The 25,977-nt window shown below is 63.3% G+C and carries 25 protein-coding genes; 12 read left to right on the top strand and 13 right to left on the bottom strand.

Annotated features, from left to right (window positions below; all coding sequences use genetic code 11):
- Positions 1-144 precede the first annotated feature (144 nt).
- Genes ACE3TU_RS00480 through ACE3TU_RS00465 form a run of 4 tightly spaced genes read left to right on the top strand, consistent with a single transcriptional unit; the run spans position 145 to position 3,970 of the window.
- Positions 145-1,212: an ABC transporter substrate-binding protein gene (locus ACE3TU_RS00480; protein ID WP_374618770.1), complete on the top strand. Its 1,068-nt coding sequence runs from the start codon at positions 145-147 to the stop codon at positions 1,210-1,212.
- A gap of 10 nt (positions 1,213-1,222) precedes the next feature.
- The gene (locus tag ACE3TU_RS00475) at positions 1,223-2,317 is read left to right on the top strand and encodes an ABC transporter ATP-binding protein (RefSeq protein WP_374618767.1); all 1,095 of its coding nucleotides are present in this window, start codon (positions 1,223-1,225) and stop codon (positions 2,315-2,317) included.
- Positions 2,317-3,180: an ABC transporter permease gene (locus tag ACE3TU_RS00470; protein WP_374618765.1), complete on the top strand. Its 864-nt coding sequence runs from the start codon at positions 2,317-2,319 to the stop codon at positions 3,178-3,180. Before ACE3TU_RS00475 ends, ACE3TU_RS00470 begins: the two co-directional genes overlap by 1 nt.
- 4 nt (positions 3,181-3,184) lie before the next feature.
- Positions 3,185-3,970, top strand: coding sequence for an ABC transporter permease (locus tag ACE3TU_RS00465; protein WP_374618762.1), 786 nt, complete (start codon positions 3,185-3,187; stop codon positions 3,968-3,970).
- A gap of 163 nt (positions 3,971-4,133) precedes the next feature.
- On the opposite strand, the gene ACE3TU_RS00460 is transcribed toward ACE3TU_RS00465, so the two are convergent.
- On the bottom strand, positions 4,134-4,886 hold the full coding sequence (locus ACE3TU_RS00460; protein WP_374618759.1) for an IclR family transcriptional regulator: 753 nt from the start codon (positions 4,884-4,886) through the stop codon (positions 4,134-4,136).
- A 210-nt stretch (positions 4,887-5,096) separates the two neighbouring features.
- Between ACE3TU_RS00460 and ACE3TU_RS00455 the strand changes: the two genes are divergently transcribed.
- From ACE3TU_RS00455 to ACE3TU_RS00430, 6 genes are all read left to right on the top strand, one after another.
- Positions 5,097-7,145, top strand: a complete 2,049-nt coding sequence (locus ACE3TU_RS00455; protein WP_374618757.1) for a hydantoinase/oxoprolinase family protein — start codon at positions 5,097-5,099, stop codon at positions 7,143-7,145.
- Complete coding sequence (locus ACE3TU_RS00450) at positions 7,142-8,887, top strand: hydantoinase B/oxoprolinase family protein (protein ID WP_374618754.1); 1,746 nt, start codon at positions 7,142-7,144, stop codon at positions 8,885-8,887. The genes ACE3TU_RS00455 and ACE3TU_RS00450 overlap by 4 nt, the downstream gene beginning before the upstream one ends.
- A 74-nt stretch (positions 8,888-8,961) precedes the next feature.
- Positions 8,962-10,281 carry an NAD(P)/FAD-dependent oxidoreductase gene (locus ACE3TU_RS00445; protein WP_374618751.1) on the top strand — a complete coding sequence of 440 codons (1,320 nt, stop codon included), beginning with the start codon at positions 8,962-8,964 and terminating at the stop codon, positions 10,279-10,281.
- Between the two features lie 55 nt (positions 10,282-10,336).
- The gene (locus tag ACE3TU_RS00440; RefSeq protein WP_374618749.1) at positions 10,337-11,197 is read left to right on the top strand and encodes a LuxR family transcriptional regulator; all 861 of its coding nucleotides are present in this window, start codon (positions 10,337-10,339) and stop codon (positions 11,195-11,197) included.
- A gap of 224 nt (positions 11,198-11,421) precedes the next feature.
- Positions 11,422-12,255: an acyl-homoserine-lactone synthase gene (locus ACE3TU_RS00435; protein ID WP_374618747.1), complete on the top strand. Its 834-nt coding sequence runs from the start codon at positions 11,422-11,424 to the stop codon at positions 12,253-12,255.
- Between the two features lie 349 nt (positions 12,256-12,604).
- The gene (locus ACE3TU_RS00430) at positions 12,605-12,889 is read left to right on the top strand and encodes a transcriptional repressor TraM (RefSeq protein WP_374618744.1); all 285 of its coding nucleotides are present in this window, start codon (positions 12,605-12,607) and stop codon (positions 12,887-12,889) included.
- Positions 12,890-12,907: 18 nt separating this feature from the next.
- Here the strand turns inward: ACE3TU_RS00430 and ACE3TU_RS00425 are convergent, their stop codons facing one another.
- From ACE3TU_RS00425 to trbB, 12 genes are read right to left on the bottom strand one after another with little or no spacing between them, the layout of a single operon-like run.
- Entirely contained in the window at positions 12,908-13,696 is a 789-nt protein-coding gene (locus ACE3TU_RS00425) for an autoinducer binding domain-containing protein (protein ID WP_374618741.1), read from the bottom strand.
- Positions 13,693-14,976 carry an IncP-type conjugal transfer protein TrbI gene (gene trbI, locus ACE3TU_RS00420; RefSeq protein WP_374618738.1) on the bottom strand — a complete coding sequence of 428 codons (1,284 nt, stop codon included), beginning with the start codon at positions 14,974-14,976 and terminating at the stop codon, positions 13,693-13,695. The genes ACE3TU_RS00425 and trbI overlap by 4 nt, the downstream gene beginning before the upstream one ends.
- On the bottom strand, positions 14,973-15,437 hold the full coding sequence (trbH, locus tag ACE3TU_RS00415) for a conjugal transfer protein TrbH (protein ID WP_374618735.1): 465 nt from the start codon (positions 15,435-15,437) through the stop codon (positions 14,973-14,975). Before trbH ends, trbI begins: the two co-directional genes overlap by 4 nt.
- Before the next feature lie 4 nt (positions 15,438-15,441).
- Positions 15,442-16,266: a P-type conjugative transfer protein TrbG gene (gene trbG / locus ACE3TU_RS00410; RefSeq protein ID WP_374618733.1), complete on the bottom strand. Its 825-nt coding sequence runs from the start codon at positions 16,264-16,266 to the stop codon at positions 15,442-15,444.
- Between the two features lie 20 nt (positions 16,267-16,286).
- Positions 16,287-16,949, bottom strand: a complete 663-nt coding sequence (locus ACE3TU_RS00405; protein ID WP_374618730.1) for a conjugal transfer protein TrbF — start codon at positions 16,947-16,949, stop codon at positions 16,287-16,289.
- A 2-nt stretch (positions 16,950-16,951) separates the two neighbouring features.
- On the bottom strand, positions 16,952-18,121 hold the full coding sequence (gene trbL, locus ACE3TU_RS00400) for a P-type conjugative transfer protein TrbL (protein ID WP_374618727.1): 1,170 nt from the start codon (positions 18,119-18,121) through the stop codon (positions 16,952-16,954).
- Positions 18,102-18,305, bottom strand: coding sequence for a hypothetical protein (locus tag ACE3TU_RS00395; RefSeq protein ID WP_374618724.1), 204 nt, complete (start codon positions 18,303-18,305; stop codon positions 18,102-18,104). The genes trbL and ACE3TU_RS00395 overlap by 20 nt, the downstream gene beginning before the upstream one ends.
- Positions 18,305-19,102: a P-type conjugative transfer protein TrbJ gene (gene trbJ, locus ACE3TU_RS00390; protein WP_374618722.1), complete on the bottom strand. Its 798-nt coding sequence runs from the start codon at positions 19,100-19,102 to the stop codon at positions 18,305-18,307. The genes ACE3TU_RS00395 and trbJ overlap by 1 nt, the downstream gene beginning before the upstream one ends.
- Positions 19,077-21,524, bottom strand: coding sequence for a conjugal transfer protein TrbE (locus ACE3TU_RS00385; protein WP_374618720.1), 2,448 nt, complete (start codon positions 21,522-21,524; stop codon positions 19,077-19,079). Before ACE3TU_RS00385 ends, trbJ begins: the two co-directional genes overlap by 26 nt.
- Positions 21,525-21,528: 4 nt before the next feature.
- Positions 21,529-21,828, bottom strand: coding sequence for a conjugal transfer protein TrbD (locus ACE3TU_RS00380; protein ID WP_374618718.1), 300 nt, complete (start codon positions 21,826-21,828; stop codon positions 21,529-21,531).
- Positions 21,821-22,213 carry a TrbC/VirB2 family protein gene (locus tag ACE3TU_RS00375; protein WP_374618716.1) on the bottom strand — a complete coding sequence of 131 codons (393 nt, stop codon included), beginning with the start codon at positions 22,211-22,213 and terminating at the stop codon, positions 21,821-21,823. Before ACE3TU_RS00375 ends, ACE3TU_RS00380 begins: the two co-directional genes overlap by 8 nt.
- Positions 22,191-23,156 carry a P-type conjugative transfer ATPase TrbB gene (gene trbB, locus ACE3TU_RS00370; RefSeq protein WP_374618811.1) on the bottom strand — a complete coding sequence of 322 codons (966 nt, stop codon included), beginning with the start codon at positions 23,154-23,156 and terminating at the stop codon, positions 22,191-22,193. Before trbB ends, ACE3TU_RS00375 begins: the two co-directional genes overlap by 23 nt.
- 393 nt (positions 23,157-23,549) lie before the next feature.
- On the opposite strand from trbB, the gene repA reads away from it, so the two are divergent.
- Positions 23,550-24,767 (top strand): plasmid partitioning protein RepA, encoded by a 1,218-nt coding sequence (gene repA / locus ACE3TU_RS00365; RefSeq protein ID WP_374618714.1) that lies wholly within the window; start codon positions 23,550-23,552, stop codon positions 24,765-24,767.
- The gene (gene repB, locus ACE3TU_RS00360) at positions 24,764-25,777 is read left to right on the top strand and encodes a plasmid partitioning protein RepB (RefSeq protein ID WP_374618711.1); all 1,014 of its coding nucleotides are present in this window, start codon (positions 24,764-24,766) and stop codon (positions 25,775-25,777) included. Before repA ends, repB begins: the two co-directional genes overlap by 4 nt.
- The last annotated feature ends 200 nt before the right edge of the window (positions 25,778-25,977 follow it).

Below are 25,977 nucleotides of genomic sequence, written 5' to 3'. Positions count from 1 at the left end.
GCAATTGGTGTATGCCAAAGCGATGCCAGCTAGAACCTTGTGCCACCAAATCGGGTGCAATTGGACTGCGGCATTCGCATCGACCCGAGCAGGGAACGGGAAGGGGAGCCTGCGCCGAATGAGCATTCAACAAGGAGGATACACATGACTGCCATGACTAGACGCACTGCTGGGCTGCTGCTCGGCGGCACCGCCCTGGCTTTCTTGGCCGGTGGTGCAGCGCTCGCTCAGTCCAATCCGGTGAACATCACCATCGCCGCCTACGGCGGCATCTTCCAGGAAGAGTATATCAAGGCGGTGATCCAGCCGTTCGAGGCCGCCAACCCGGACATCAAGGTGCAGTACTACCAGATGAACAACTCGGCGCAGACGCTGGGGACGATCCGCGGAATGCAGGCAGCTCCGCAGGTGGGCATCGCCATCATGGACGTGACGGTCGCCAAGGCCGGCACTGACGAAGGCCTGTTCGAGCCGTTGACCGAAGAGAACCTTCCGGTTCTCAAGGACCTCTATCCTCAGGCCCGCTTCGAAGGCGTCGCCGGCCCGGCCGTGACTTTCGACAGCGCCGCACTGATGTACTCGCCGGAGCGCATCCCCGAAGCGCCGACGAGCTGGAACGTGCTGCTCGATCCCAAATACGACCAGCGCATCGCGACGACGGGTATCCCGAGCCTCGAGACGATCAGCCTGTTGTTGATCTTCAATCATATGAACGGGGATAAACCGTACACGGAGTCTCTCGAAGCTGGTTGGGAAGCCATGCAGAAGATGGCGCCGCTGGTGCTGACCTGGGATCCGCGGCCGGATCCGGCAACCTTCATCACCAACGGCACAGTTGACCTCGGTGTCGGTTGGAATGCCCGCAGTCAGGTCTATTCCGACCGCTCCAGCGGCAAGCTCGCCGTGGCCTCGCTCGACGAGGGAACGGCCCTGCAGATCAACACGATCACGCTGGTCAAGGGTGCTCCAAACCAGGAAGCCTCGCTGAAGTTCATCGAGTACGCGCTGAGCCCAGAGGCCCAGAAGGCGTTCACTGAAGCGATGTTCTACGCGCCCGTGAATCCGAATGCGCAGATCAGCCCGGAGGCCATGGCCCGGACCGTCGCGGCTCCCGAGCGCATGGCCAAGGTGATCCCGGTCGACTGGATGGAGGTCGCCAAGCTGCGGCCGGGCATCATCGAAGACTGGCGCAAGCGAATTCTGGGCCAGTAGGACTCTATCGATGGATGCTCTTCCCGCAGACAGCGCAAAACCCGATCTCGTCGTTGGCAACCTCGTCAAGCGCTATGGTTCCGTCACGGCTGTCGAGAATATGAATCTTTCGCTCGAGAAGGGTCGGATGCTCGGGCTGCTCGGGCCGTCGGGCTGCGGGAAGAGCACCACACTCAGGATGATCGGCGGGCTCGAAAGCGTGACCGCCGGCTCCATCTCGGTGGGTGGCCGCGACATCACCAATCAGCCGGTCTGGAGTCGCCAGATGGGGATCGTCTTCCAGAACTATGCGCTGTTTCCCCATCTGACGGTCAACCGCAACGTCGCGTTTGGCCTCGAGATGCGCAAAGTGCCGCGTGCCGAACTGGCCGAGCGCGTGCAGAAAGCACTGGATCTCGTCCGGCTTGGTCACCTCGGCGATCGACGGCCGAGCCAACTGTCGGGCGGTCAACAGCAACGCGTTGCGCTGGCGCGAGCTCTCGCGGTCGAGCCGAAGATGCTGCTACTCGATGAGCCGCTTTCCAATCTTGACGCCAAATTGCGCGACCAGATGCGCAGCGAGATCAGGGAAATCCAGCAGAGGCTCCGAATCACCACGATCTTCGTCACCCATGACCAGGCCGAGGCGCTGGCCATGTGCGATGTCATCGGCGTGATGAATGGCGGACGCCTCGAGCAATTCGGAACTCCTTCGGAGATTTACGAGCGCCCAAGCACACCTTTCGTCGCGGAGTTTGTCGGCCGCATCAACCGCCTGCCCGCCGTGAACATCTCAGCGGGTGTTGCCCAGGTCGGAAACTACAAGATTCGGCACGCATCGGGCGATATCACCGCAAAGAACCTCGACATCATGGTGAGGCCTCATCGCGTCCGGGCTCTTGCCCTCGGCGACGCGGCTCCGGACATGAATCAGGTCGAGGCCGAGATATTGCGCTCCACCTATGTCGGCGATCTCGTGCAATACGAGGCCAAGGTCGATGACTGGATCATGAAATTCGAGGCGGCCACTGAGGACGGAGGAACCCTGCTCCCGGCAGGCCGCCGCGTCGTCTTGACCTGGCGGCCGAGCGACACCTTCGCCTTTGCCGGTCCGGAGAAGCCGTGATGGCCCGGGCCGGTGAAGCAACAGCACCGACGGCATCAAGGAGCCTGATCTGGCTCCTGGTGCTGCCCATGGCAGCAATCCATGCCGTTGCCTTCCTCTGGCCCATCGTCAATCTCCTGCTGCTCTCCTTCCGGCCGACGGGCGCAGGAGGCGTCATCCTCCCGGGCTGGAGCTTGCAGAGTTGGTGGGACGTCCTGTCGGACCGCTTTTACCTCCAGATGCTGTTCCGCTCGATCTGGCTCTCCCTGCTGATCACCGCGATAACGCTCGTCGCATCGTACCCGATCGCCCTCTTCCTGCACCGCATGCCACCCCGCTGGCGGCCAGTTCTTCTCGTTGTCTGTATTTCGCCGCTGCTGCTCTCGGCCGTGGTTCGGACGTATGGATGGCTCGTCATTCTCGGCGACGGCGGCTTCGTCGCCTCGATCATGCGCAGTATCGGCCTCACGCCGCCTAGAATGCTGTTCAATCCCACCGGGGTTGTGATCGGGCTCGTCGAAATCCTGATGCCCTACATGATCCTGTCGCTCTACGCCGGGTTCGGCCGCTTGTCAGCGTCACTCGAGGAGGCAGCCAAGAGCCTCGGCGCGCGGCCGCTGACGGTCCTGTGGCGCATCGTCATCCCCTTGACTCTGCCGGGCGTATTTCTTGGCTGCCTGCTCACCTTCGTGCTCGCCATCAGCAGCTTCATCACCCCGAAAATCCTCGGCGGAGGACGGGTCATTCTCCTCGCGACCGAAATCTACGATCAAGCGGTGATCACGTTGAACTGGTCCGTCGCTGGCGTCCTCTCGCTCATTGCGCTTCTCATCTTTGGCGGCTCGCTGGCGACCTACAGCCGCGTCAGCCGGACTCAGGAGTAGTAGTATGAGCTGGACCCTGCGCATCCTCGCCGGCATTCTCCTGCTCTTCCTGCTGGCGCCAGTCATCCTGGTCTTCCCGATTTCGTTCTCGGCCGACGATTTCATCAGCTGGCCGCCTTCGGGATGGAGCCTTCGCTGGTATGCCGCGCTCTCAAATCAGCAGCTGATGGCGACGGCGTTCCTCACCAGCCTGGGTCTCGCGGCGATCGTGACGGTCATCTCCCTCGCGGTGGCCATCCCGGCAGCGCTCGCGATCAACCGCGGACGCTTCTGGGGACGCTCCGCGCTACTGACTTTCCTGACCGCACCGCTGCTGTTGCCGAGCATCGTTCTCGCTCTCGCCATCCTTATCGTCTTCGTGGGCAATGGCTTGGTCGGAACGTGGCATGGCCTCGCGCTCGGTCATCTTGTGCTGACGACGCCTTATGTCCTGCGCGTCATCTTGACCGCCCTCGAAACACTGCCCAGGGGTATCGAGGATGCCGCCGCGAGCCTCGGCGCTCGACCCCTCACGGTGTTCTTCCGCATCACGCTTCCGTTGATGGTGCCAGGCATTGTTGCGGCATCGGCACTAGCGTTCCTCGTGTCGTTCGATGAGGTTGTCGTCTCGCTGTTCATGGTGGGGCCGAACCTCATCACGCTGCCGGTGGCCCTCTTCCGCTATGTCGAGGGAAGCACCGACCCTCTAGTTGCCGCCGTGTCTGCTCTGCTGATCCTCGGTACGCTCGCGATGGTTCTCGTTATCGAACGGGCGATCGGACTCCGCACTGCGGTGGGCAAGTCGTCATGACGAACCGACGCAGTCGTCTCACATCGACTCTCCCATCCTTTCCGCAGCGGGTTGCGGATCGGACGCCGGTGGGCGCTTAAGCTCCTCCCGGGCTGCCCGCCGGCACCCACTCCAGACCCGCGATCTCCTCCTGCGCTGCGGACAGGGATCACGGTCGAGCTGTTCAGCCCGTTGCTCCGCTCTGCCTTGCGTCGATGATGCTCTTGAGCCGACTTGCCACTTGCGTGGGCTGGTTGGCCTCGAAGAACGCCCGCGGCACCGACAGTGTCAGTGCCAGGTCGGACTCGTATTGGCCCCTCTCTCTGATCGGCACGGCCAGTCCCGCGCATTCCGGAATCAGCAGTCCGCTATCGAAGGAGAATCCGCGGACGACTGCCTGCTCGACGTGCTTGGCGACCATCTCGGCATCGAAGTTCCACTTCGGGTACTTCTCCGAATTGCGCTGCACGATCTCTGCCCAATCTGGATGATCGAGGGACGACAAGATCGCCACGGAGCCGGCGCCAATACCCATGGGCAAGCGACCGCCGATCTGCGTAACCAGCGCCTGGACCGGCGAGGTCCCCACCAACTTGTCGACGATGACGACCTCCATCCCCGCGCGACGCACCAAGGCGACGCTCTGTCCGAACGTCTCGACGACCTCGTCGAGGACGGAATGCCATCGGGCCACTTCCACCTGTACGGCGCTCTCGCTGCGGGCGAGCGAAAAGATCGTGGGTCCCAAGCGGTAGCGGCCACGGGAGACCTGCTCGGCGAAGCCGAACTCGATCAGCGAATTCAGGCATCTCAACACCGCAGGTTTCGCGTCCTCGAGTTCCTCTGCCAGCTCTTTCAGCGGAGCCCCCGCTGCGCCAGATTTTCCTAGCAGCAACAGCATTGCAGCAGCGCGGGAGGCGTTCGAGGAACTCGCCATTAATATTCCTATATTCGTAATTTCATTCGTTTACGAAACTATAATAAGAATATCGCGTTGACGCTAGACCATTGTGGCGCGATGTTTCTGCCGGCGCGCTGCGGGATGTCGGGGCACGCCGAGAGACAAAATTTCAGACATTCGGACTCGCTGGCACCCGAGCCTCTTTCGGCTGCGCGCCGTTAGTCTTTCCAAGGAGTGGGCTGGTCAATGACCGTACAGATCGGAATCGACACCGGGGGCACGCACACCGACGTCATCCTCGTGGGCAAGGACCGCAGGGTGTTTCATACCCTGAAGGTGCCGACGACCCCTGAGAACCTCACGAACGGCATCATTGATGGTGTCGAACGGGCGTTGCAGGCGACTGGGCTGACTTCGGGGGACGTCAGCCACTTCGTCTATGGCACGACCTATGTGACCAACATCATCGTCGAGCAGAAGGTTGTCGATGTCGGACTGATCACCACGGAAGGCTTTCGGGACACGCTCGCGATTGGCCGTGCCACGCGAAAGGAAAATATATACGACATCAACTGGCGGCCGCTGGACCCGGTCGTCCCGCGCCGCCATCGTCTGTCGGTCAAAGAGCGGATGCTCGCGTCAGGCGAAGTCGAGATCCCACTCGACGAAACAAGCGCAAGAGACGCGCTGACGAAGTTGCACAGGGATGGGATACGGTCGGTCGCCGTCTGCCTGCTACATGCCTACGTCAATCCCGCCCACGAGCGACAGATCAAGGCAATCGCCGAAAGCGAATTTCCGGATCTGAGCATCTCGCTCTCTTCCGACATCGTCCGGGAGTTCCGCGAGTATGAAAGGTCGAGCACGACCGCCATCAATGCGTACGTGCTTCGGTCGATGCGAGATCACCTGGACGACCTCGCCGGCGCGTTGAAGAGTCGGGGCGTCCCGAGCACCCCGTACATCATGCGCGGCAATGGCGGCATCATGAGCTTCAACAAGGGCAAGCAGATTCCCGTCGCCATCACGCACTCCGGTCCCGTGGCAGGCATCGTCGGCGCGACCTTGCTCGCAAAAGCGGCTGGCTTTCCCAACATCATCACCTTCGACATGGGCGGAACGAGTTCGGACATTGCCCTGGTTGCGAACAGCACGGCCATTGTAACCACCCGCGGCAAGCTCGCCGGGTATCCCGTGCTGCTGCCGATCATGGACTTGGTCACCATCGGTGCGGGCGGCGGCTCGATTGCCCGCGTCGACAGCGGTGGTCGACTACTGGTTGGCCCCCAAAGCGCAGGCTCCGTGCCCGGGCCGCTTTGCTACGACCAAGGCGGACAGAACGCGACCATCACGGACGCCAATCTCCATTGCGGCCGGCTGAATGCCGAATACTTCCTCGCCGGCGCGCGCAGGATCGAAACTCGGCTCTCAACGCAGGGCCTGACGGACAAGATCGCGGCGCCGCTGCATATGAGCACCGACGACGCTGCTCTCGGCATCATCGACATCGCTGAATCCCACATGACGAATGCGATCAAGCTCGTTTCCGTTGAGCGCGGAGTCGACCCCCGAGACTTCACCCTCGTTGGCTTCGGAGGCGCCGGCCCGCTGCACGCGGTCGCCCTCGCCGAGTCCCTGGGGATGCGCTCCGTGCTCATTCCGCCCGCTCCCGGAAACGTCTCGGCGAGCGGCCTGCTTTCGGCAGAGATCCGGCAGGACGGCGTTAGAACCATCGTGAAAGCGGCAAGCTCGATCAAGCCTGAAGAGGCCCGCGTCGTCGTCGACGAGTTGCTGGCCGAGGTCGGAACCAACCTGGCTGCCGAAGGGGTGGCTAAGGCCGAACAGCAGGCCGTTCTGTCGGCAGACGTTCGCTATGCAGGACAATCCCACGACATCAACATCCCGGTGACGGCGGGCGACTTCGAGGGCAACGGGTTCGAACGCCTGGCCCAGATCTTCGCCGAACAGCATCGGCAGCTGTTCGGCTACAACATTCCGGACAAGCCGATCGAGATCGTGAACTTCAGGGTCTCCTGCTTCGGTCCGCTGCCCGGCATTCCGTGGCCGCAACGGCAGGGACAAGCGGCGCCGCCGAAGCCGATCGGATACCGGCAGGTCGCGCATCGCTCACAGGCCGGGCGCGCGGCGTGGCCGATCTTTCGTTTCGACAGCCTGGATATCGGGTCAAGCCTCGCCGGGCCGGCTATCGTCGAGTACCCGGGTTCCACGCTCGTGGTCCCTCCCGGGTGGACCGCCAAATACGATGATTACAAGAACGCTGTGGTGACGAGATGAATACGACCGTTCTAGAGAACAAGCCTGTCGTGCAAGCCAAGAGGACGGTCGATCCGATCACCCTCGAAATCGTCCGCTCAAGCCTGGTCATGACAGCCGAGCAGATCAACGCGCGCATCATCCGCTCGGCGATGAATGTCGTCGTCAAGGAGATGCAGGATTGCTCGGCCGCCGTGTTCGACGGCGATGGCCGCTTGCTCTCCGAGTCCGCCAGCGTGCCTATCCATCTGGGCGCCATCGGATGCTGCCTCCGCACGATCATCGACCACTACATTCCGCTGTCCGAGTGGCTTGATGGAGACGTCATTCTGACGAACGACCCCTATGCCGGCGGGAACTCGCTGTCGTCCCATCACACAAACGATGTCATTGCCTATGCGCCGGTGTTCTGGGAGGGCGAGCTCGTTGCGATCACGGCTCTCACGGTTCACCACGTCGACATGGGATCGATGTGGATGGCGTGCCGCGGGTGGGGCGTTGAGATCGAGCAGGAAGGCGTGCGCTTCCCGCCCCTGAAACTTGTCCGGCAGGGCGTACTCGACGAGCAGCTCGTCTCCGTCATGGTGAACAACAGCCGACTCCGGCACAGCCTGGACAACGATCTTCGCGCACAGATCTTCAGCGTCACGCTGGGCAAGCCGGATATCGAACGCATGTTCGAACGCTACGGCGCCGAAACGATGAAGGCCTGCTTCGATGAACTGATCGACTATTCGGAGCGCCGCACGCGCGAAGAGATCAGCCAGTTCAAGGACGGCGTCTACATCCACGAGGAGCTCCTCCTCGAGGATGGCGCCATGGGTGGGCCCTACAAGTTGGCGATCAAGATCACCGTCTCGGGCGACGAGATGGAGTTCGACTTCGCCGGCACCGACCCGCAGATAAGAGGACCCATCAACGCCCCCCTCTCGGCCACCTACGCCGCCGTCTATTATGTGATGCGCTGCGTTACCGACCCGACAATCCCGAACACCGAGGGGTCGAGACTGCCATTCCGCATCGTTGCTCCCCCGGGATCGCTCGCCAATGCCCAATGGCCCGCAGCCGTGCAGCAGCGCATGGTCGTCTGTCACTCGCTGGTTGATCTCATCATGGGCGCTCTTCAGGGCTGCGCGCCTGATCGGGTTATGGGAGATTCAGTGGGCTGCTCCTACAACGAGATCATCGCGACCGATCTCATGAAAGGCACCCGCGTCCATTTCGGCGAAGTCTCTCCAGGCGGGCTCGGCGGAACAGCCGAGAAGGACGGCGCGAGCGCGCTCTCGTGCCACCTGACCAACTGCCCGATCCCACCCGTTGAGGTGACGGAGATCGAGAGCCCCGTGCTCTATCTTCAGCGCGAATTCGTCGCCGACAGCGCGGGGGCCGGTATGCATCGCGGGGGAGCAGGAATTGTCCTGTCGTACCAGGTGCGAACCGATTATCCGCAGCTCTCCTACACGTCGCAGAAGAGCAAGGTGCCGCCGCAAGGTGTGGCCGGCGGCCGTCCCGGCAAGAGCGGTGCCTGGTTTGTCAATCCCGGCACCCCCAAAGAGATCAAGCTCGAGCACGCCATGGGCGATCTCATCCCCATCAGCAAGGGCGACATCGTCACACAATACACGAACGGTGGCGGCGGCTTTGGCGATCCCAAGGACCGCTCACTCGATGAGATTGTCCACGACGTGAAAGAGGGCTTTGTGACCGTTGCGGGAGCCGAACGCGACTACGGCGTCAAGATCGAACCCTCGATGATCGCATAAGACCCCGCTGCCGGACTTCAAGCGGCCGCGGTGCTGAAAGAGCCTCCGCGCAGAGAGGACGAGAAAAGCAGGCGATGACACGCATCGTTCCAGATTCCGTTCCCTCTCATTCGGCCCTTCCCGACAAGGTCGACGTTGTCGTCATAGGTGGCGGCATCATTGGCGTGTCGACGGCACTCACGCTCGCAGAGCGCGGCATCCCCGTGGCCCTCTTGGAGAAAGGCCTGATCGGCGCAGAGCAATCGGGCCGCAATTGGGGATGGGTCCGGCAGATGGGTCGCGACCCAGCCGAACTGCCGCTCGCCATGGTGAGCCTCGCCCGCTGGAAGGAAATGAACGAGCGTACCGGGGAGGAGACCGGGTTTCGACAGAGCGGCATCGCGTACCTCTGCCGCAATGCTCGCCAGGAAGCGGAATATGAGGCGTGGCTCATCCACGCCCGCGGATACGGGCTCGACACGAGGCTGCTGCGCGCGGAGGAGTTTGGGCAATACCTTCCGGGAATGAGCGATGGGTTTGGAGCGGCGCTCTACACGCCGTCTGACGGTCGGGCGGAGCCTTTCAAGGCCGCTCCCGCGATTGCTCGAGCTGCGATCAGGCACGGCGCACATGTCCTCACCGGTTGCGCGGTGCGCTCGGTCGAGCGCTCGGCTGGATGCGTCAGCGGCGTCGTCACGGAGAAGGGGCGTATCGCCTGTTCGTCGGTGGTGCTGGCCGGAGGCGCGTGGTCCAGGTTATTCGCCGGGAACATGGGACTCGATTTTCCGCAGCTGAAAATCCTCGGCTCCGTTGCGCGGACGACATCGGTCACCGCCGCTCCTAACATGCCGGTTGGCGCCGACAACTTTGCCTTCCGCCGAAGACTTGATGGCGGCTTCTCGATCGCGATGCGCAACGCCAACATCGCGCCGATCGTGCCCGACAGCTTCCGGCTCTTCTCCGACTTTGCTCCGACGCTCGTGAAAAGTTGGAGCGAGCTGAGGCTCCGGATCGGACGCCGCTTCGTCGAAGAATGGAAGACGCCGAGATCATGGTTGCCTGACGAGGTTTCCCCATTCGAAAAGGTCCGGATCCTCGATCCCGCTCCCGTCGAATCCTTCAATCGCGAAGGTCTTTCGCATCTCATCAAGGCGTTTCCAGCGTTTGCAGACGCCAAGATCGCCCAGACCTGGGCAGGACTAATTGATGTGACGCCGGACGCGGTGCCCGTGATCGGACCCGTAACGTCCATCGCCGGCTTCTTCATCGCGAGCGGTTTTTCAGGTCACGGCTTCGGGATCGGGCCAGGGGCCGGACAACTTGCGGCAGAGCTGGTTACGGGTGTGACCACCTGCGTCGATCCGTCCCCATTCAAATTCGACCGCTTCAGGAGAACCAGCCTCCGAGCGGGCTAGTCAAATGCACCTATATCCCCGCGGAGGTATAGGCGTCCGTCTCAAGAAAACGACAATGAAGCGCCATTGCGCGCGATCGCGTCAGACCACCAGAGCGGAATTGGCGTGGTCGGAGCAGCGCTGGAAAATCCGCTCGGGAGGGCAACCAAGGGAGACCCTGCGCATGGGATCTCGAGATTTGACGAGTGCCGATCTAGACCTGTTCGGTCTATTGACCGAAATCAGCGAGCTGACTGACGCGTCGGAGGTTCCGACGCTGTTAGCCAAGCTGCTCGACATCTACGGCCTGAAGTCGGTCGCTTATCTGGGCGCCGGCATTAGTGGCCGACCTCAAGACGGCCCTTATCTCGCCGTCACCTACTCACCTGAGTGGGTCCAGCACTACAAGACCGCGCGCTTCGTCGACATCGACCCGGCCATCCAGGTCGGCCTGCGCCGGATGCTGCCAATCGACTGGCGAGAGTTCGACAGGAAGAACAAGAAAGTGCGGCAACTATTCGGTGAGGCGTCCGAGTTTGGCCTCGGCCGTCGCGGCATTTCCCTGCCTATCCACGGTCGCCATGGTGAGCGGTCGCTGCTGTCAATCACCAGTGATGCCGGCGAGCGGGACTGGCGTCGGCTCCGCCTCGAATACATGCGGGACTTTCAGATAGTCGCTCTACACATCCATGAAGCGATCTTGCGGCTCGCCGGCGGCCAACCGGTCAAGCGTGCGAGCCTGTCACCGCGTGAACGCGAGTGCCTCTTGTGGATCGCGGAAGGCAAGACCTTCTGGGAGACCGCAATGATCCTTAGCCTTTCCGAGCGCACGGTACGCTTCTATCTCGAGAGTGCCCGACACAAGCTCGGCGCGGCAAATACGACGCACGCTGTCATCAAAGCCGGCAAGGCCAACCTGCTCTCAAACTTGCCCTAAAGCCCGGCACAAACGCCGGGTTCACGCGCCGCCGGACGAGCCATATTTTTCGAGGTCTGCGAGAACTCAGAGAACGACGATGCGTGAGCGCGTTACCGTGCGAATGACCGACGATATGATCGCCCGTCTCGACGCGTGGATTGCATCTCAATCGGGGTACGTCAGCCGGCAGGAGGCTGTGCGACGCTGTGTCGAGCTCGCTCTCGAAAAGCCGGGCATGCTGGGTGAAGGCGGTCCGCAGTCCGCAGCGAAGCGCATCCAAGTCAGAAACTCGGAGTAAGCCGGCAGGTTACTCCGATCGTCCATTTGCCGCCAATCTGGCAGATTCGCCGGATTTCGGCTTCCCGAGCCGAGGTCTAGTTGCTTCAGCGTTTTCAACAAACGCATGGAGCATCACCATGATCACTGTAATCGAAGGCGTGGATCGCGATCGCCATCCGGCTCTGATTGAAGCGATGTTTCGGATGCGCGCTGCGGTCTTCGCCGAGCGCCTCGAGTGGGACGTTTCCGTCACCAACGGCCTGGAGATCGACCGCTTCGACGCCGAAGATCCGCTGTACCTCATTTCTGTCGACGAGCGGACCGCCGCGCTGCAGGGTGCGGTTCGCCTCCTGCCCACGACCGGGCCCAATATGCTCCGGGACGTCTTCCCGGCTCTCGTGCCGGGCGGTGCGCCGGAAAGTCCGCTCATCTGGGAGAGCTCGCGCTTCGCGATAAACCCGGAGGCCTTCGAGACGGCTGATCGCGGCCGGGCCAACCACGCCGTCAACCGTATAACCGTGGAATTGCTCTGCGGCATCGTCGAGGTCTGCCACCGCGCCGGCATCGAGCACGTCGTTTCGGTGTTCGACGCGCGCATGGCGCGGATTTTCAGGTCGATCGATTGCGCTTTCGAGATCATCGGCACGCCGACCCGCATCGGCAAGACGATGACCTATGCCGGCGTCTTCGACATGTCCGATGAGATGCGCGAGCGGCTCGGGCGAGCCGGCCAGCTCCATCATCCGGTCTTGGCGGCTGGCACGTCCCTGCGCCCGGTCGACGCCCCTCCCGTCTAAGCTTCTCACGGGATTTCTCACATGGTTATCTGGCCTGCGCGGTAACCGTGTCCTATAAGTGCCTCGAGGCGGTACGCGCCGCCTCGGGGCGTAGAAACCCCTTTTCCGCGGTTGGTGTTGGCCGTGTTCAGCACCGAAGATCCTCTGGCCATTGGCCGGGGGCCTGGGACGCATGTCCAGGTGCCTCGGTGCTAAAGGTCTCAGGGCCGTCGGAAAACGGTTTCTACCCCCCGGCTTGGGGTCATAGGTCTTTCTATCGTTTGCGGGGGCGCACCGCGAACCAAGCCGTGGGTATTCGATGCGAAAGTCAGGCGCCGCTTCCGGGCCAAACCAGATTCCCACCTCGAGCGTGATCCAGACTCTCCTGGAAGAACTAACATGCGACGAACTCGAACGCGTCGCTGTGACAGTGATCCGTCAGCATCAATGCCGGGTGCAAAAGGCCCAGGACCTGTTCGAGGAGATCGCGCGCCTGGAAACCGCGGGTGACAAACCCGAAGACCTCGACCGCCTGCAGCATGATTATCGCATTGCCATGCTCAACGTGCATGCGCAGCACCAGCTGGTGAGCCTGGTTATCAATCGACTAGGTCATGTGCCGGAAGTCGACGGGCAGCGCCCTGTCCTGAACTAGACCGCCCTCGCCAGTCTGCTAGATCAAGCCCATGCGCGCAGCCATCGTGCCCGCCTGCCGGTTGTTGGCTGCGCCCACCTTGCGCGTCGCGACGTCGATGTAGGAGCGCACCGTCCGCTCCGACAGGTTGAGCATCACGGCGATATCCGGCATCGACACGCCCTCGGCGAACCAGCGCAGGCACTCGGCCTCGCGCGGAGACAACTTGATTTCCGACGCGAGCGAGGTGTCGCTTCGGGCGCTCGAAAGTCGCGAATGGACGAACGCAACCGCGACGGCCGCGGTGACCGGATCGATTCCTCCTTCGACATAGACCCGCGGCGCAGCGCCTGCCAGTGTGAACACCATTCGGTCGCGGAACCCCACTGGCACCGACACCGATAGGCCCGAGCAAATGCCAAAACGGGCAGCATCCGAATAGAACTGGTCGATCGCGCGGCGGCCGAGCCGCCGTCCCTCCTCACCCGACCAGGTGAAGAGCGATGGGCCGTGCTTGGCGTTGGTGATTACCGGATCGACCCGTAGGTAGTTCTTCTCGACATAGAGCGCCTGCCACTCGCGCGGATAGTTGGAGACGACGAAGGTCTCCGGACCTTTCAGGTAGAGGTAGGCGAAATAGGTGAACCCTGCTTCCTCCGCGAAATCGCGCAGGGCACGGCGGGCCCCGCGCTCGTCGAGCGGCAGGGACAGCGTGTCGATCAGGTGGAGGAAAAGCTCGTTCAATATAATTCGATTCCAGAAAACGATGGCCGAGGGCGGAAAGGGTCTGCAACACGGGTCCGTGCCGGCGACCGACATCGCGATCATTGAAAAGCCCCCGGAAACACCATGTCCTGGTCGACCAGGACGTTGAACTGATAGCCCGGCCGGATCTCCAGGGTCGGCTGGACATCGAGGTTCTTCGAGACCGTTTGTTGCGAGATCTCGCCGAAAGTCTCGGCGAAAGATTCACGCGCGGAATTCTCGGCATTGTTGCCGGTATTGTTGCTGTCTTGCGGCAACATCATCTCGGTGCCGGCGCCGATCAGCGCCACCAGGATCGCCGAGCCGAAGGTCTCGAACAGATGGTTGTCGACCTTATCGGAGAAGCCGCCATAGCCCGCGGCGTCCGTGCCGGCCATGCCGCCGATCTGCAACGTCGACCCGTTGGCGAAGATGATGTCGGTCCAGATCACCAGCACGCGGTTCTGGCCGAAGGCGACCTTGGAATCGTAGCGGCCGAAGAGCTTGCTGCCTTGCGGGATCAGCAGATGCCGGCCGGTGGCGCTGTCATAGACGTTCTGCGACACCTGCGCGGTGATGCGGCCGGGAAGGTCGGAATTGATGCCGGTCACCAGCGTCGCCGGGATCACCGAGCCCCGCTTGAGCTCATAGGGCGACATCTGCGGCACAACCGACTTGGGCAGATAGCCGAGGTCGGCAATATCCTGATTGAAGAAGTCCTCCTTCGCCGCTTGGCCATTCGGATCGGTGTTCTCCGCGCCGGCCTGCATGGCGGCCGCGTAGAGATCGAGCGCGCTCAGCGGCCGGTTCACGGCCGGCGTTGCGCCGGCGGGAAGATTCGCGTTCGAAGCGGCAGCCGTCTCGCCGACATTGCCGACGTCTACGGCGATCGGCGAGTCCAGCGCCGCAGCGTCCGCTTGCAGGCTTGCCATGCGCTGGCGCTGCAGTTCGCGCAGCCATTGTTCCTGCTGTTCCCGCTCGAGGCGCGCCCGCCAGATTTCTTCCGGTTCGAGGGTAGGCCGTTCCGGCGTGACGACATCGTCGGCTTTCGCCGGCCCGAAGGGATTTGTCGTTGTCACCAGCGTTTCGGTTGGCGTGGGCTGCAGGACCACCGGCGCTGGCTCTCCGATGATGCCATCCGGGATCCCGCGCTTGAGCTGGTCGGCATCCGTGGTGGCCGGCCGAACTGTGCTTGGCGCGGTCGGCTCACCGCCGAACTGCAATCCGCGTGACGTCAGGCCGTAGATGATGACCGCGAAGAATGCGACGACGAGCACGATCGCGACAATGATCGGCACGCGGTTGAGGCGGCGGATGCGCGGCCCCTTCTCGTCGACGCCACCGAGCCTGAGCGACTCAGTCATGAGGTCGGCCCGCCGCGCTGCATCACCGAGACCGGGCTCACCGGTTCGGCGCCCGTCGCGCCCAGCTTGTACATGCGTGTGATGTCGACGCTCCTGGTCGAAAGCCGAACCAGCACGCTCCCCTCGAAGGCGTCGACTACATAGGCAAGCGGCACCGTCTCGGTGCCCTTGGTCTGCTGATCGGTGACTATCGCATAGCCCCAGCCTTTCAACGACGCCTCGAGTGCCTGGCCGAAGACGGAGCCGTCTGGAGCGAGCACGATCGTGGTGTTGCCCGGCCCGACCTGTTCGGCAAAGCGCCCCACCATGTCGCCGGCGATCGATGTCGCTGCCTCCGGCGTCAGTTCGGTGGTCACCGTGCTGGCGACAAGACCGGTGCCGCCGAGCGTCTGGCAAGCCGCCAGGCTAACGGCGAGAAGCAGCGCAGCGAGAACACGGCCGGCAAGAGAGACTTGCGTCATCGCCCTACCCTCCCCGCCTGATGGTGATCTTCTGCTGGCGGCTGCCGACCCCCGAAACCAGGATCGCTTGGTCAATGTAGTAGTCAACCACCATCATGGTACCGTTCATGCGGTAGTTGACGATGCGGTTCTGGCCGCCGGAGACGACAAACAGCACCGGCGCGTCCTGACCAGACACGGCCGATGGGAACTGGATGTAAGTCTTCATCCCGTCGCTGTAGATGCGGGTCGGTTTCCAGCGGGCCGAACCCGACACACTGAAGGCGAAATTGAGCTGGTCGGCCGGCACGCCGGCGCCAGGTACGATGCTCGCTTCCATGCGGGTGTTGATCTCGGCGAAGCGCGCGTCGATGTCCTCGGGATAGTCGAAGCCGGTGCGGGCCATGTACTGGCTGTGATGCGACTTGAGCTGGATGTGGTAGGTCCGCCGCGACGTGGTCACCACCATCGAGGTCACAAGCCCGGCTTCGGCCGGCTTGACGATGAGGTGCACCGCCTGCGCGCCGGGCGCCCCCGACGTCGCCGGCTCCACCTTCCAGCGCACCGTGTCGCCCACCAGCACGTCGCGCACGATCTCGCCGGGCTGCAGCTCGATATCGCAGACCTGTAGCGGTGCACAAACGACCGAGGGCTGAATCTCGCCATAGAGGAAGATGACCTGGCCGTCCGGACCCCGTGTCACCACGCCCTGCCCGTTCTGCCATTGGTCCGACAGCGCCGTGCCGCGCACTTCATTGCCACTGAGGTCCTGCGCGACCGCAGGCGCGGCAGCGGCAATAGCCAGCAATCCAGCGCAAAGCACACCGCGCCGGAATCGAGATGACGTCATCAGAAAATACCTCCGGGCGCTCATAGCTGCGCCGTCCAGTCGAAGTCGGTCAGATAGAGGCCGATCGGATTGAGCCGGATCACCGCCTCGTCCTGCGGCGGGGTCAGCGTCACGGTGGCGACGCCGCGGAAGCGGCGCACGGCGAGTTCCTTGCCCTGCCGGTCGCGCTCATACTCGGTCCAGTCGACCTGATAGCTCTGGTTCGACAGCGGTACGATGTTGGTCACCTCGATGGCGACCGTCAGCGTCCTGGCGCGATCGAACGGAGAATTGCCGCGGAACCAGGCGTTGACCTTCTGCGTCGACGGATCGCCGCTGCGCAGAAGCGCGTAGGCCCTGTCGATGTATTGCTTCTGGACGACCGCATCGGGCGTCACGGAGCGGAAGTTGGCGACGAAGCTGCCGAGCGTCGCGCGCACGACGCGCGGGTCGGCATATTCGATCTGCTGCGGGAACCCGATGCTGGCGGCCGTCCCCAGCTTATCGACCTCGACGATGTAGGGGACGAGCTTGACCTGCGTGCTCTGATAGAGCGCGTAGGAGAAACCAATCCCAGCCATCAGCATGCCAGTGACGCCGACGATGCGCCACGAGGCCGCAGCCTTCACATAAGAGCCGTAGCGCTCGTTCCATTCCTGGCGCGCAGCGAGATAGGGGTTCTCAGGTGGTTTTGCAGCGGCCATCGTCACGCCTTGTCGTCAGAGGAAGGACGTGGCCCTGGCCGGCCGAGGCTCTGGTCGAGCTTGGCGTTGGCGAGCCCCAGCGTCGAGGCGCCCCAGGTTCCCGGCACGCCAATCGATTTGTCGCGCGCTGCCGAGGCCACCGCGCCGCTCGCCGCCCCGACGCCACTTGTCATGCCCTTGAGCGCTGCCGCGCCAAAGCCGCTGCCGGCAGCGCGCGCGTCCGAATAGGCGGCCGCCCCTGCCCGAGCGCCGCCCCAGGCAAGGGCGGCCCCGCCAGCGGCGAAGCTCGCGGCTTGCCCGCCATGGCGGATGGCTTCCATGCCGCCGGTAACCGAGACGCCCTGGACCACACCCTGGACGATGTTGGGCACATACGTGGCGATGACGAAGACGACGACCGAGATGCCGCCGATCGCCAGCGTTGAGAGGAATTCGTCATTGCCCGCGGACGAGTTGTTGGCCAGGTTGATCAGCACCTCGGAGCCGATGCGCGCGATCATCACCAGCGCCATCAGCTTCATGCCGACGGAGAAGGCGTAGACCAGGTAACGGACGGCAAAGTCCTTGGTGAAGCTCGAACCGCCAAGGCCGAGCATGATCATGCCGGCGAGGAGGCCGACATACATCTCGGCCATCACGGCAACGAAGATCGCGGCGACGAGGCTGAAAGAGATGACGACGATCACCATGGCGAAGACAGCCGCGATCGCCAGAGCATTGTCCTCGAACAGGCCAAACCGCGCTTTCTCCGACATTTCGCTCGCGACTTGCAGGCCGGCATTGAAGACGTTGGCGGGAGAGGCCGAGCCGCCACCGGCGCCGATCTGGAACAGGCTGTCGACGACAGCGCGCGCGAAGCCCGGTCCCTGCTCCAAGATGAACACAAACAGACCGATGAAGAGGATGCGCCGTACGAGCTCGGCGAACCAGGTGTCGAGCGAGGCGGACGAGATCGCGAGCCACACCGCGGCGATCGCGAGCTCGATGCCGGCGAGAATCCAGAACAATGAGCGCGCCGCCTGCATCACCGTCGATTCCCAGCCCTGGGAGGCCGTGGCGATCTCGTTCTCGAGATCGGTCAGCAGCGAACCGTCCTGCGCGACGGCCGGATGGACCTGGAGCGCTATGGCGAGAGCGACGAAGACGAGCAGCCTAGTTGCCGGCGGCGTCATTGCTCTGCCCTCCGCTGCTGTCCCAGCGGGGGCGCATCTCCTGGCCGCCCGTCGTGTCGTATTGCCGCGGCGCCTCGACCGCGCCGGCCGGCGACGGTGATCCCGGCTGCTGAGTCTGGAACCAGATCGTGATTCCAATGACGAAGATGGCTACGAGGCTCGCCACGATGACGACGATCTTCATCACCAGCGTGGCTCCATTTCCTGTCCGCCGGACGTTGACGGCGGCGTCGCATTGAAGAACTCCTCGCGGCGTGTCTGCGCGAGATCCTTCTCGGCCTGCTCGGACTGATACCACGTCGCCGTCATGGCGATCTGCTGCGCCACAAGGCCGCGCAGCTTCTGCGCCTGTTCGACCTGCTGGGCGGCGATCTCGTGGCCCACCTGCAACGCCTGCATCTGGCCAACGGCGGTTTCCGACGCGGTTCGGAGCTGGGCCATCGTCCCCTCCTCCGTGCTGAACTGGTCGGAGGTCAACCCGGCAGCCCGCAGCGTGGCGGCGATCGTATCGCGATTGGTGTCCGACCAGGACTGGTAGCTGTCCGAAAAGCTCTCGCCATTCTCGAGCCCGGTCTTGAAATCGGCGTAGCTCTGGATGCGCTGCTTCAGCACGTCATCGATGTTGCCCATCGAAAACGCGATCCCCTGCCCCTGCGACACGAGCTGCTGCAGGCGCTGCAGGTCTGCCTCCGCCTGGCCCCAGACGTGGTCGGGAAGCTGCAATGTGTTTTGCAGCATGTTCTCGTAGATCTTGAGCTGGTTCTGAATCTGCTCGGCCAGTTGCGTGATCTGGGTCACCTGGTGGCTGATCTGCTCGGCCGACTGGCCTGTCAGGTTGATCAGCTCGGCGTTGTTGAGCAGCTGCGTCCACTCTGTGGCCACGCCAGGAACGGCGCTCGCCCGGGCAGGTCCCGCACTTGCCAGGCTCATCGCGAGCAACGATGCGGCAAAGAGCCTAGCGCTCGAGGAGTATCTGCGCATCTGCAATTCCCCTTTCAGTGAGCCAGGCGACGGGCCAGTGCGCGCCATGGGCCTCGGCCAGTTCCTGAATGCGTTTGATGTTGTCCTTGCTGGCGGCGCCGACGAAGCCGAGCGTGACGCGTCCGAGCGCCATGTCGAACAGGCGCCGACCTTCAGGCGATGCGACGTAGTATTCCCGCTTCGGCGTCGCCGTGGCGACGATCTCGATCTGCCGCTCGTTGAAGCCGATCCGCTCGTAGAACTCACGCGTGCCGGGCTCGCGTGCCGCTCCGTTGGGCAGGCAGATCTTGGTCGGGCAGCTTTCCTTGAGGACATCGATGATGCCGGAGCGCTCCGCGTCCGAGATCGACTGGGTGGCCAGCACTACGGCGCAGTTGGCCTTGCGCAGCACCTTAAGCCATTCCCTGATCTTGTCGCGGAAGGTGGGATGCCCAAGCATCAGCCAGGCCTCGTCCAGAACGATCAGGCTCGGCGCGCCGGTCAGGCGCTTTTCGATGCGGCGGAAGAGATAGAGCAGGACTGGAACGAGATTCCGCTCGCCCAGGTTCATCAATTCCTCGACCTCGAAGGTCTGGAACGAACCGAGCGTGAGCCCATCCTGTTCGGCATCAAGGAGTTGCCCCATCGGGCCGTCGACGGTGTAGTGCAGCAGCGCGTCCTTGATCTCGCGCAGCTGCACACCGCTGACGAAGTCCGAGAGCGAGCGGCCGCGGGCCGACGCCATCAACCCGACCTGGCGCGCGATGGCATTGCGGTGATCTGGTGTGACCTTGACGCCCTGCATCGCGACCAGCGTCTCGATCCATTCGACCGCCCACGCTCGATCGCCGTCGGTCCCGAGCTCGGCCAGCGGGCAGAAGGCGAGCGCGGTCGCCCCCTCCCCTGCCCCGACCTCGTAGTGATCGCCGCCGGCGGCCAGCGTCAGCGGCAGCAAGGAGCGGCCCTTGTCGAAGGCGAAGACCTGCGCGTTCTCGTAACGGCGAAACTGCGCCGCGATCAGCGCCAGCAGGGTCGACTTGCCCGAGCCCGTCGGACCGAAGATCAGGGTATGGCCGACGTCGTCTACATGGAGGTTCAGCCGGAACGGGGTAGAGCCGCTGGCGACCTGCATCAGTGGCGGCGAGTTGGGCGGATAGAACGGGCATGGCGCGGTCGCGCTGCCCGACCATACCGAATTGACCGGGATGAGATCGGCGAGGTTGCGCGTGTTAACCAGCGGCTCGCGCACATTGGCGTAGCTGTTGCCCGGCAGGCTGCCGAGATAGGCCTCCGTTGCGTTGAGCGTCTCGATGCGCGCGCCGAAGCCTTCGGCCTGGACGAGCCGCCGCACCGCCTCAGCGTGCTCGCGCAGCCTCTTCTCGTCGGTGTCGAACATGACGATCACCGGCGTGTAGTAGCCATAGGCGACGAGCTGCGAGGACGCCTCGGCGATTGCATCCTCGGCCTCGGCCACCATCAGCATTGCGTCCTGGTCGACCGAGCGGCTTTGCGTCTGGAAAAGCTGGTCGAAGAAGGGCCGCACCTTCTGCTGCCACTTCTTGCGCGTGCGTTCGAGCTTCTGGCGCGCCTCCTGGTCGTCAAGGAAGATGAAGCGGCTGGACCACCGATAGGTCAGCGGCATCAGGTCGAGGCTGTTGAGGATGCCCGGCCAGCTTTCGGCCGGGAAACCGTCGATCGCCACCACGGCAAGGTAGCGGCCGTCGACCACCGGCGAGAGCCCATGGTGGAACTCGGCCGTCGCCAGCCAGTCGAGATACATCGGAATCTCCGGCAGGCGCACCGGATGGTTCTCGCCGCCTATGCAGAAGCGGATGAACTGGAAGAGCTCGTCATAGCTGGCCTCGCGCCCTGTCTCCGGCTCGAGGACCGTGCGCGTCACCATGCGCCGGATGGACAGCACGTTGCCGAGATACTGTTCGACCTCCCGCACCGAACTGCGGAAGCTGTCAAGCACAAGGTCGGCATAGGTCGCCGACCGGCTTTCGTCGTCTGAATAGACGTAGCGTGTCATTGCCGAGCGGCGCCGCTCCGGCGGCCGGTAGGTAAGGATGAGCGCGTGCTGGCTTTCATAGTGCCCTCGCTCGGCCTCGAAATGCCGGCGGCGCTCCTCATCGATCGCGCGGGTCACTGCGTCAGCGAAGAACGAGGCCGTGGCCGGGGGGTAGGCCGTGGTCGGCACGCGGACCGCCTCGACCTGGATCATCCAGCCCGAACCAAGCTTGGACAGGACCGCGTTGATCTGCCGCGAGACCTCGTTGCGCTCCTGATTGGTCGAGCTTTCCGAATCCGGGCCGGCAAAGTACCAGCCCGCCATCAGCGAGCCGTCCTTGAGCAGGATGACGCCATCGTCGACGAGGCCCGCATAGGGTACAAGGTCGGCAAAGGACGGTCCGGGATTGCGGAAGCGGCGCAGCGCAACCATGGGATCAGTACCTCCGCCACGGCGTGGAAGTCGGGCGGTAGCTCGGCCGGTAGCCGATGTGGCGCACATAGACTTGGCGCATCATCGGATCGGCCTTGGCCATGACCCGCAGCGCGCCGATCACGATGATCCAGACCGCGGCCCCGAACAGCGCGGAGAACCACGTCAGGACGACGAAGATCAGGATGACCGTAGCGAGCCCCGTCAGGAGCACGAGCTCGCGGTCGGCGCCCATCAGGTGGCTCGGGCGCGACAGCGCCCGATGAATCCGCGAGCGGGCGAGCGGAACGCTGGCTTCAGCCATTGTCCGGCTCCCCTGCCCTCGCCTGCGGCGCCTCGTCGGCGGGAGTACCGATCGAGGCGCCGCTCGCGCCGAACAGGCCGACGATCTGCGTGGCGCCGAGGAGGATTCCGGCAACCAGCACCACGTACATGAGCCTGCGGGCGAAATCGTTGAGCTCGCCGCCGAAGATCAACATGCCGCCGGCGATCGCCACGGCCGCCAGGGCGATGAAGCCGGCCACCGGGCCGGTGATCGATTCCTGAATCTGTTGCAGCGGCTGCTCCCAAGGCAGACCACCACCGCCCGAGCTGGCCAGCGCCGGCGTCGCGAGCGCGAGGCAGAGCACGACGAGCGTCACGCCAGTGGTTGCGATTCTGCGGAGATCATGCGGCATGGCTGTCCTCATCGAGCTGGGGGCAATGGATGGTCTGGTAGTGCGAGCCGTTGAATCCGCTGATGCGCATCACGTCGCGCACGCGCCGGCTCATGCCGGCCCGCTCAATCGAAACGACGAGGTCGACCGCCTCGCCGATCACCGCGTGCATTGGCTGTTGGCTGACCTCGGCCGTCAGCTGCTCGAGGCGCCGCAGGGCCGAGAGCGCGCTGTTGGAATGGACGGTCGTGACGCCGCCCGGATGTCCCGTGTTCCATGCCTTGAGCAATGTCAGCGCCGCACCATCGCGGACCTCGCCGACGATGATGCGATCGGGCCTGAGGCGCATCGTGCTCTTGAGCAGCCGCGCCATGTCGACGGCATTGGAGGTGTGGAGCGCAACAGCATTCTCGGCCGCGCAGCGGATCTCGGCGGTGTCCTCGAGGATCACCATTCTGTCCTGCGGCGACGTCGAAACGATCTCTGCGATCACGGCGTTGGCGAGCGTGGTCTTGCCCGAGCCGGTGCCGCCGCAGATCACGATGTTCAAGCGAGCTGTGATGGCGTCGCGGATCGCCTTGGCCTGGAGAGCGGTCATGATCCCTTCCCCGACATAGTCGTCGAGCGGGATGAGCCGCGACGCTCGCCGGCGGATGGTGAAGCTCGGCGCCGACACGATCGGCGGCAGCAAGCCTTCGAACCGGTGACCACCAATCGGCAACTCGCCCGAGATGATAGGTTGCTCCGCATCGGCCTCGGTTTGCAGCGCATGCGCGACGCTGCCGATGATGATCTCGGCCGCTCCGGGATCGAGCGCGGCCAACATCTCCATCCCCTGCCCGAGCCGCTCGACGAACAGCCGGCCGTCCGGATTAACCATGATCTCGACGACACTGCTGTCGTCGAGGGCACGGCAGATCGCATCGCCTAGCGCATCGCGGAGCTTGCGGATCAAGCGGTGATGGGACGCGTTGATGCGCGCGGGAACGCTGCCCGTACGCGGGTGCTCCGCTCCATCCTCTGCCGCCAATTGCCCCGCCATCGCCTGATCCGCGCGTCCGTGTGTCGTTGGGTCGCGATAAGAACCAAGGATGCTCAGCGGGTCACCCCGGCGTTTCTGACGGGGTGACGAAGAATGGTGAGTCGGGTCTGTTGCGCTTGAAGTAGCGTGCCAGCGTTCGAGATGGACGCGGGTCGCTTTCGGGTTGTCATCTGACAATATCCCGAAAAAACTAGTTGGAACAAACGGCTACAGGAATCGGATAGCGCGCGTTAGGGAAGCGTTAACCCAAAATTCCTTGACCGATAGATGGGAGTCGGATCAATTTGCGGAAATTTGGCAGAATGGCTCTCTTTTGCGACTTTCACGATGAACACCAACGCAGCCGCGAATTTGCGACCAAGTGGGCCCCAGGCGTTTGATCAAACGATCTGGGAAGACTCGCAGGCCCTGGGCTCACAGCTCCAGGTTTTGCGAGAGCGCCTATTCCCGCCGGAGGCCAAGAAGGAGCTCCGAACGTTCTCGACCGCCGAAGCCGCCAAACTGCTTGGCCTGACCGAAAGCTATATCAGAAGTCTGGCGACCGACGAAGATGGCCCCATTCCTGAAAAAAGTGCCCCGGGTCGCCGCCGATACACGCTCGATCAGATCCACGCCCTCCGCCACCACCTGACCAAGGGCAAGACGTCCTATGTGCCCTGGCGCAAGGGCGATGAGCATCTTCAGGTGATAGCCGTCACCAACTTTAAGGGCGGCTCCGGCAAGACCACGACCGCTACCCATCTGGCGCAATACCTTGCGCTCCGCGGGTTTCGCGTGCTGGCTGTCGATCTCGATCCTCAGGCGTCCATGTCGGCCCTGTTCGGCTATCAGCCGGAATTCGACGTCGACGAGAACCAGACGCTCTATGGCGCGATCCGCTACGACAGCAATCGGCGCCCTCTCGCTGAAATCGTCCGCAAGACCTACTTCGCCGGTCTCGATCTCGTTCCGGGGAATCTCGAACTGCACGAGTTCGAGCACGACACGCCGCGTGTCCTTGCGAGCGGCGAGAACGACGGCGACGGCTTGTTCTTCATGCGGGTCGCCAGCGCCCTGCACAGCGTCGCCGACAGTTACGACGTCGTCGTGATCGATTGCCCGCCCCAGCTTGGCTTTCTCACGATGTCGGCGCTGTGCGCAGCTACCGCGGTCCTGATCACGGTCCATCCGCAGATGCTGGACGTGGCCTCGATGAACCAGTTCCTGGCCATGACTTCGCAACTCCTCTCGGTCGTTCGCGATAATGGCGGCAACCTCGACTACGACTGGATGCGCTATCTGGTGACGCGCCACGAACCGAACGACGGGCCACAGAACCAGATCGTCGCCTTTTTGCGCAGCCTCTTCGGTGAGCGTGTATTGACGCCGATGATGGTCAAGTCGACAGCCATTTCCGACGCTGGCCTGTCTAAGCAGACCGTTTATGAGGCGCCGCGCGAGTCCATGCACCGCCAGACCTACGACCGCGCCATCGAATCCATGGATGCGGTCAACGGCGACATCGAGAAACTGGTTCTGCAGGCTTGGGGGAGGGCGCCCAAGTGAAAAAGCCAGATGGACGGGGCAGGGACATTCTTCAGGGATTGGTCGCCGCCGGCAAGCCGAACCCGTCCGGCGAGGCATCGGTGCCACCCGCGCGACCCTCGGGCGCGGTCAGGGCCATGAGTCTCGGGCTTGATCGCCTCACCGCCGAAGCGGCACAGGCCAAGGCGCTGAGGGAGGAACTCGCCACCCGAGAGACGACGCAAGAGATCGATGCGGCTCTGTTCAGCCCGTCGATCGTGTCGGACCGCATTCCCTCGACCACCGACGCCCGGTTTCAGGAACTCAAGGCCGCGATCGCCGAGAATGGCCAGCAGATCCCGATCATTGCACGGCCGGACCCGTCGGAAGACGGCCATTACCAGATCGCGGCCGGACATCGCCGGTGGCGCGTCGCCCAGGAACTTGGCCGCCCAGTCAAGGCGATCATCCGGGCGCTTTCCGACAAGGAAATGGTGATCCTGCAAGGCCAGGAGAACGGGCCGCGTGAGGACCTGTCGTTTATCGAGCGCGCCCGTTTCGCCATGCAAATGGAGTCCCGCGGCTTTGACCGCGATACGCTTTCCGCAGCGCTCAACGTCGACAAGCCAGAGGTCTCGCGCCTGCTTACGGTGTCGCAGGTCTTGGGCGACGAGCTCATCGTGGCGATCGGGCCGGCGCCAAAGGTTGGCCGGCCGAGGTGGCTCCAACTCGCCAAGGCGCTCGAGCATCCAGGTGCCCGAGACAAGCTCAGCGACGTGGTGTCTGACGACGCGTTTAAGACGGCTGATAGTGATCGGCGGTTTGCGATCGTCCTCGATGCTGCCGGTACGCCGAAGCGGCCGACGAAGCGCCGGCCGCCATCATCGGACCGCGTAGCTTGGATCGAAAAGAAGGGCGGCAAGGTCAGGCTCGTGTCGGACAACAGCAGCTTCGCCAGTTTCCTTCAGCGCCGCTTGCCGGAGCTCCTCAAAGAGTTCGGTGAGAGCCACGAAGGCAAATCCACCACCTCACCGAAAGGAGCAACGCACTGAAAAACAATCGCTTTCGGCTGGATTGTCACCTGACAATTTCCAACCCGGAAAGCGGAAAATAGCAACCCGGGCAAAGAAAAAGGCCCCCGAAACGACATTCCGGAAGCCCTTCTCAGTTGTGGTGACGAGAGAATCGCACTTCCCGGAATCCCAGTCAAGGCCCTTGGGCCATGAGCGTCGATTCGGCGAGCGGATTTCTA

This window comes from Devosia sp. (assembly GCF_041917035.1).
Taxonomy (GTDB): Bacteria; Pseudomonadota; Alphaproteobacteria; order Rhizobiales; family Devosiaceae; genus Devosia_A.
Note: the sequence above shows the minus strand (reverse complement) of the source record. Positions and strands in the feature narration are given on the sequence as shown.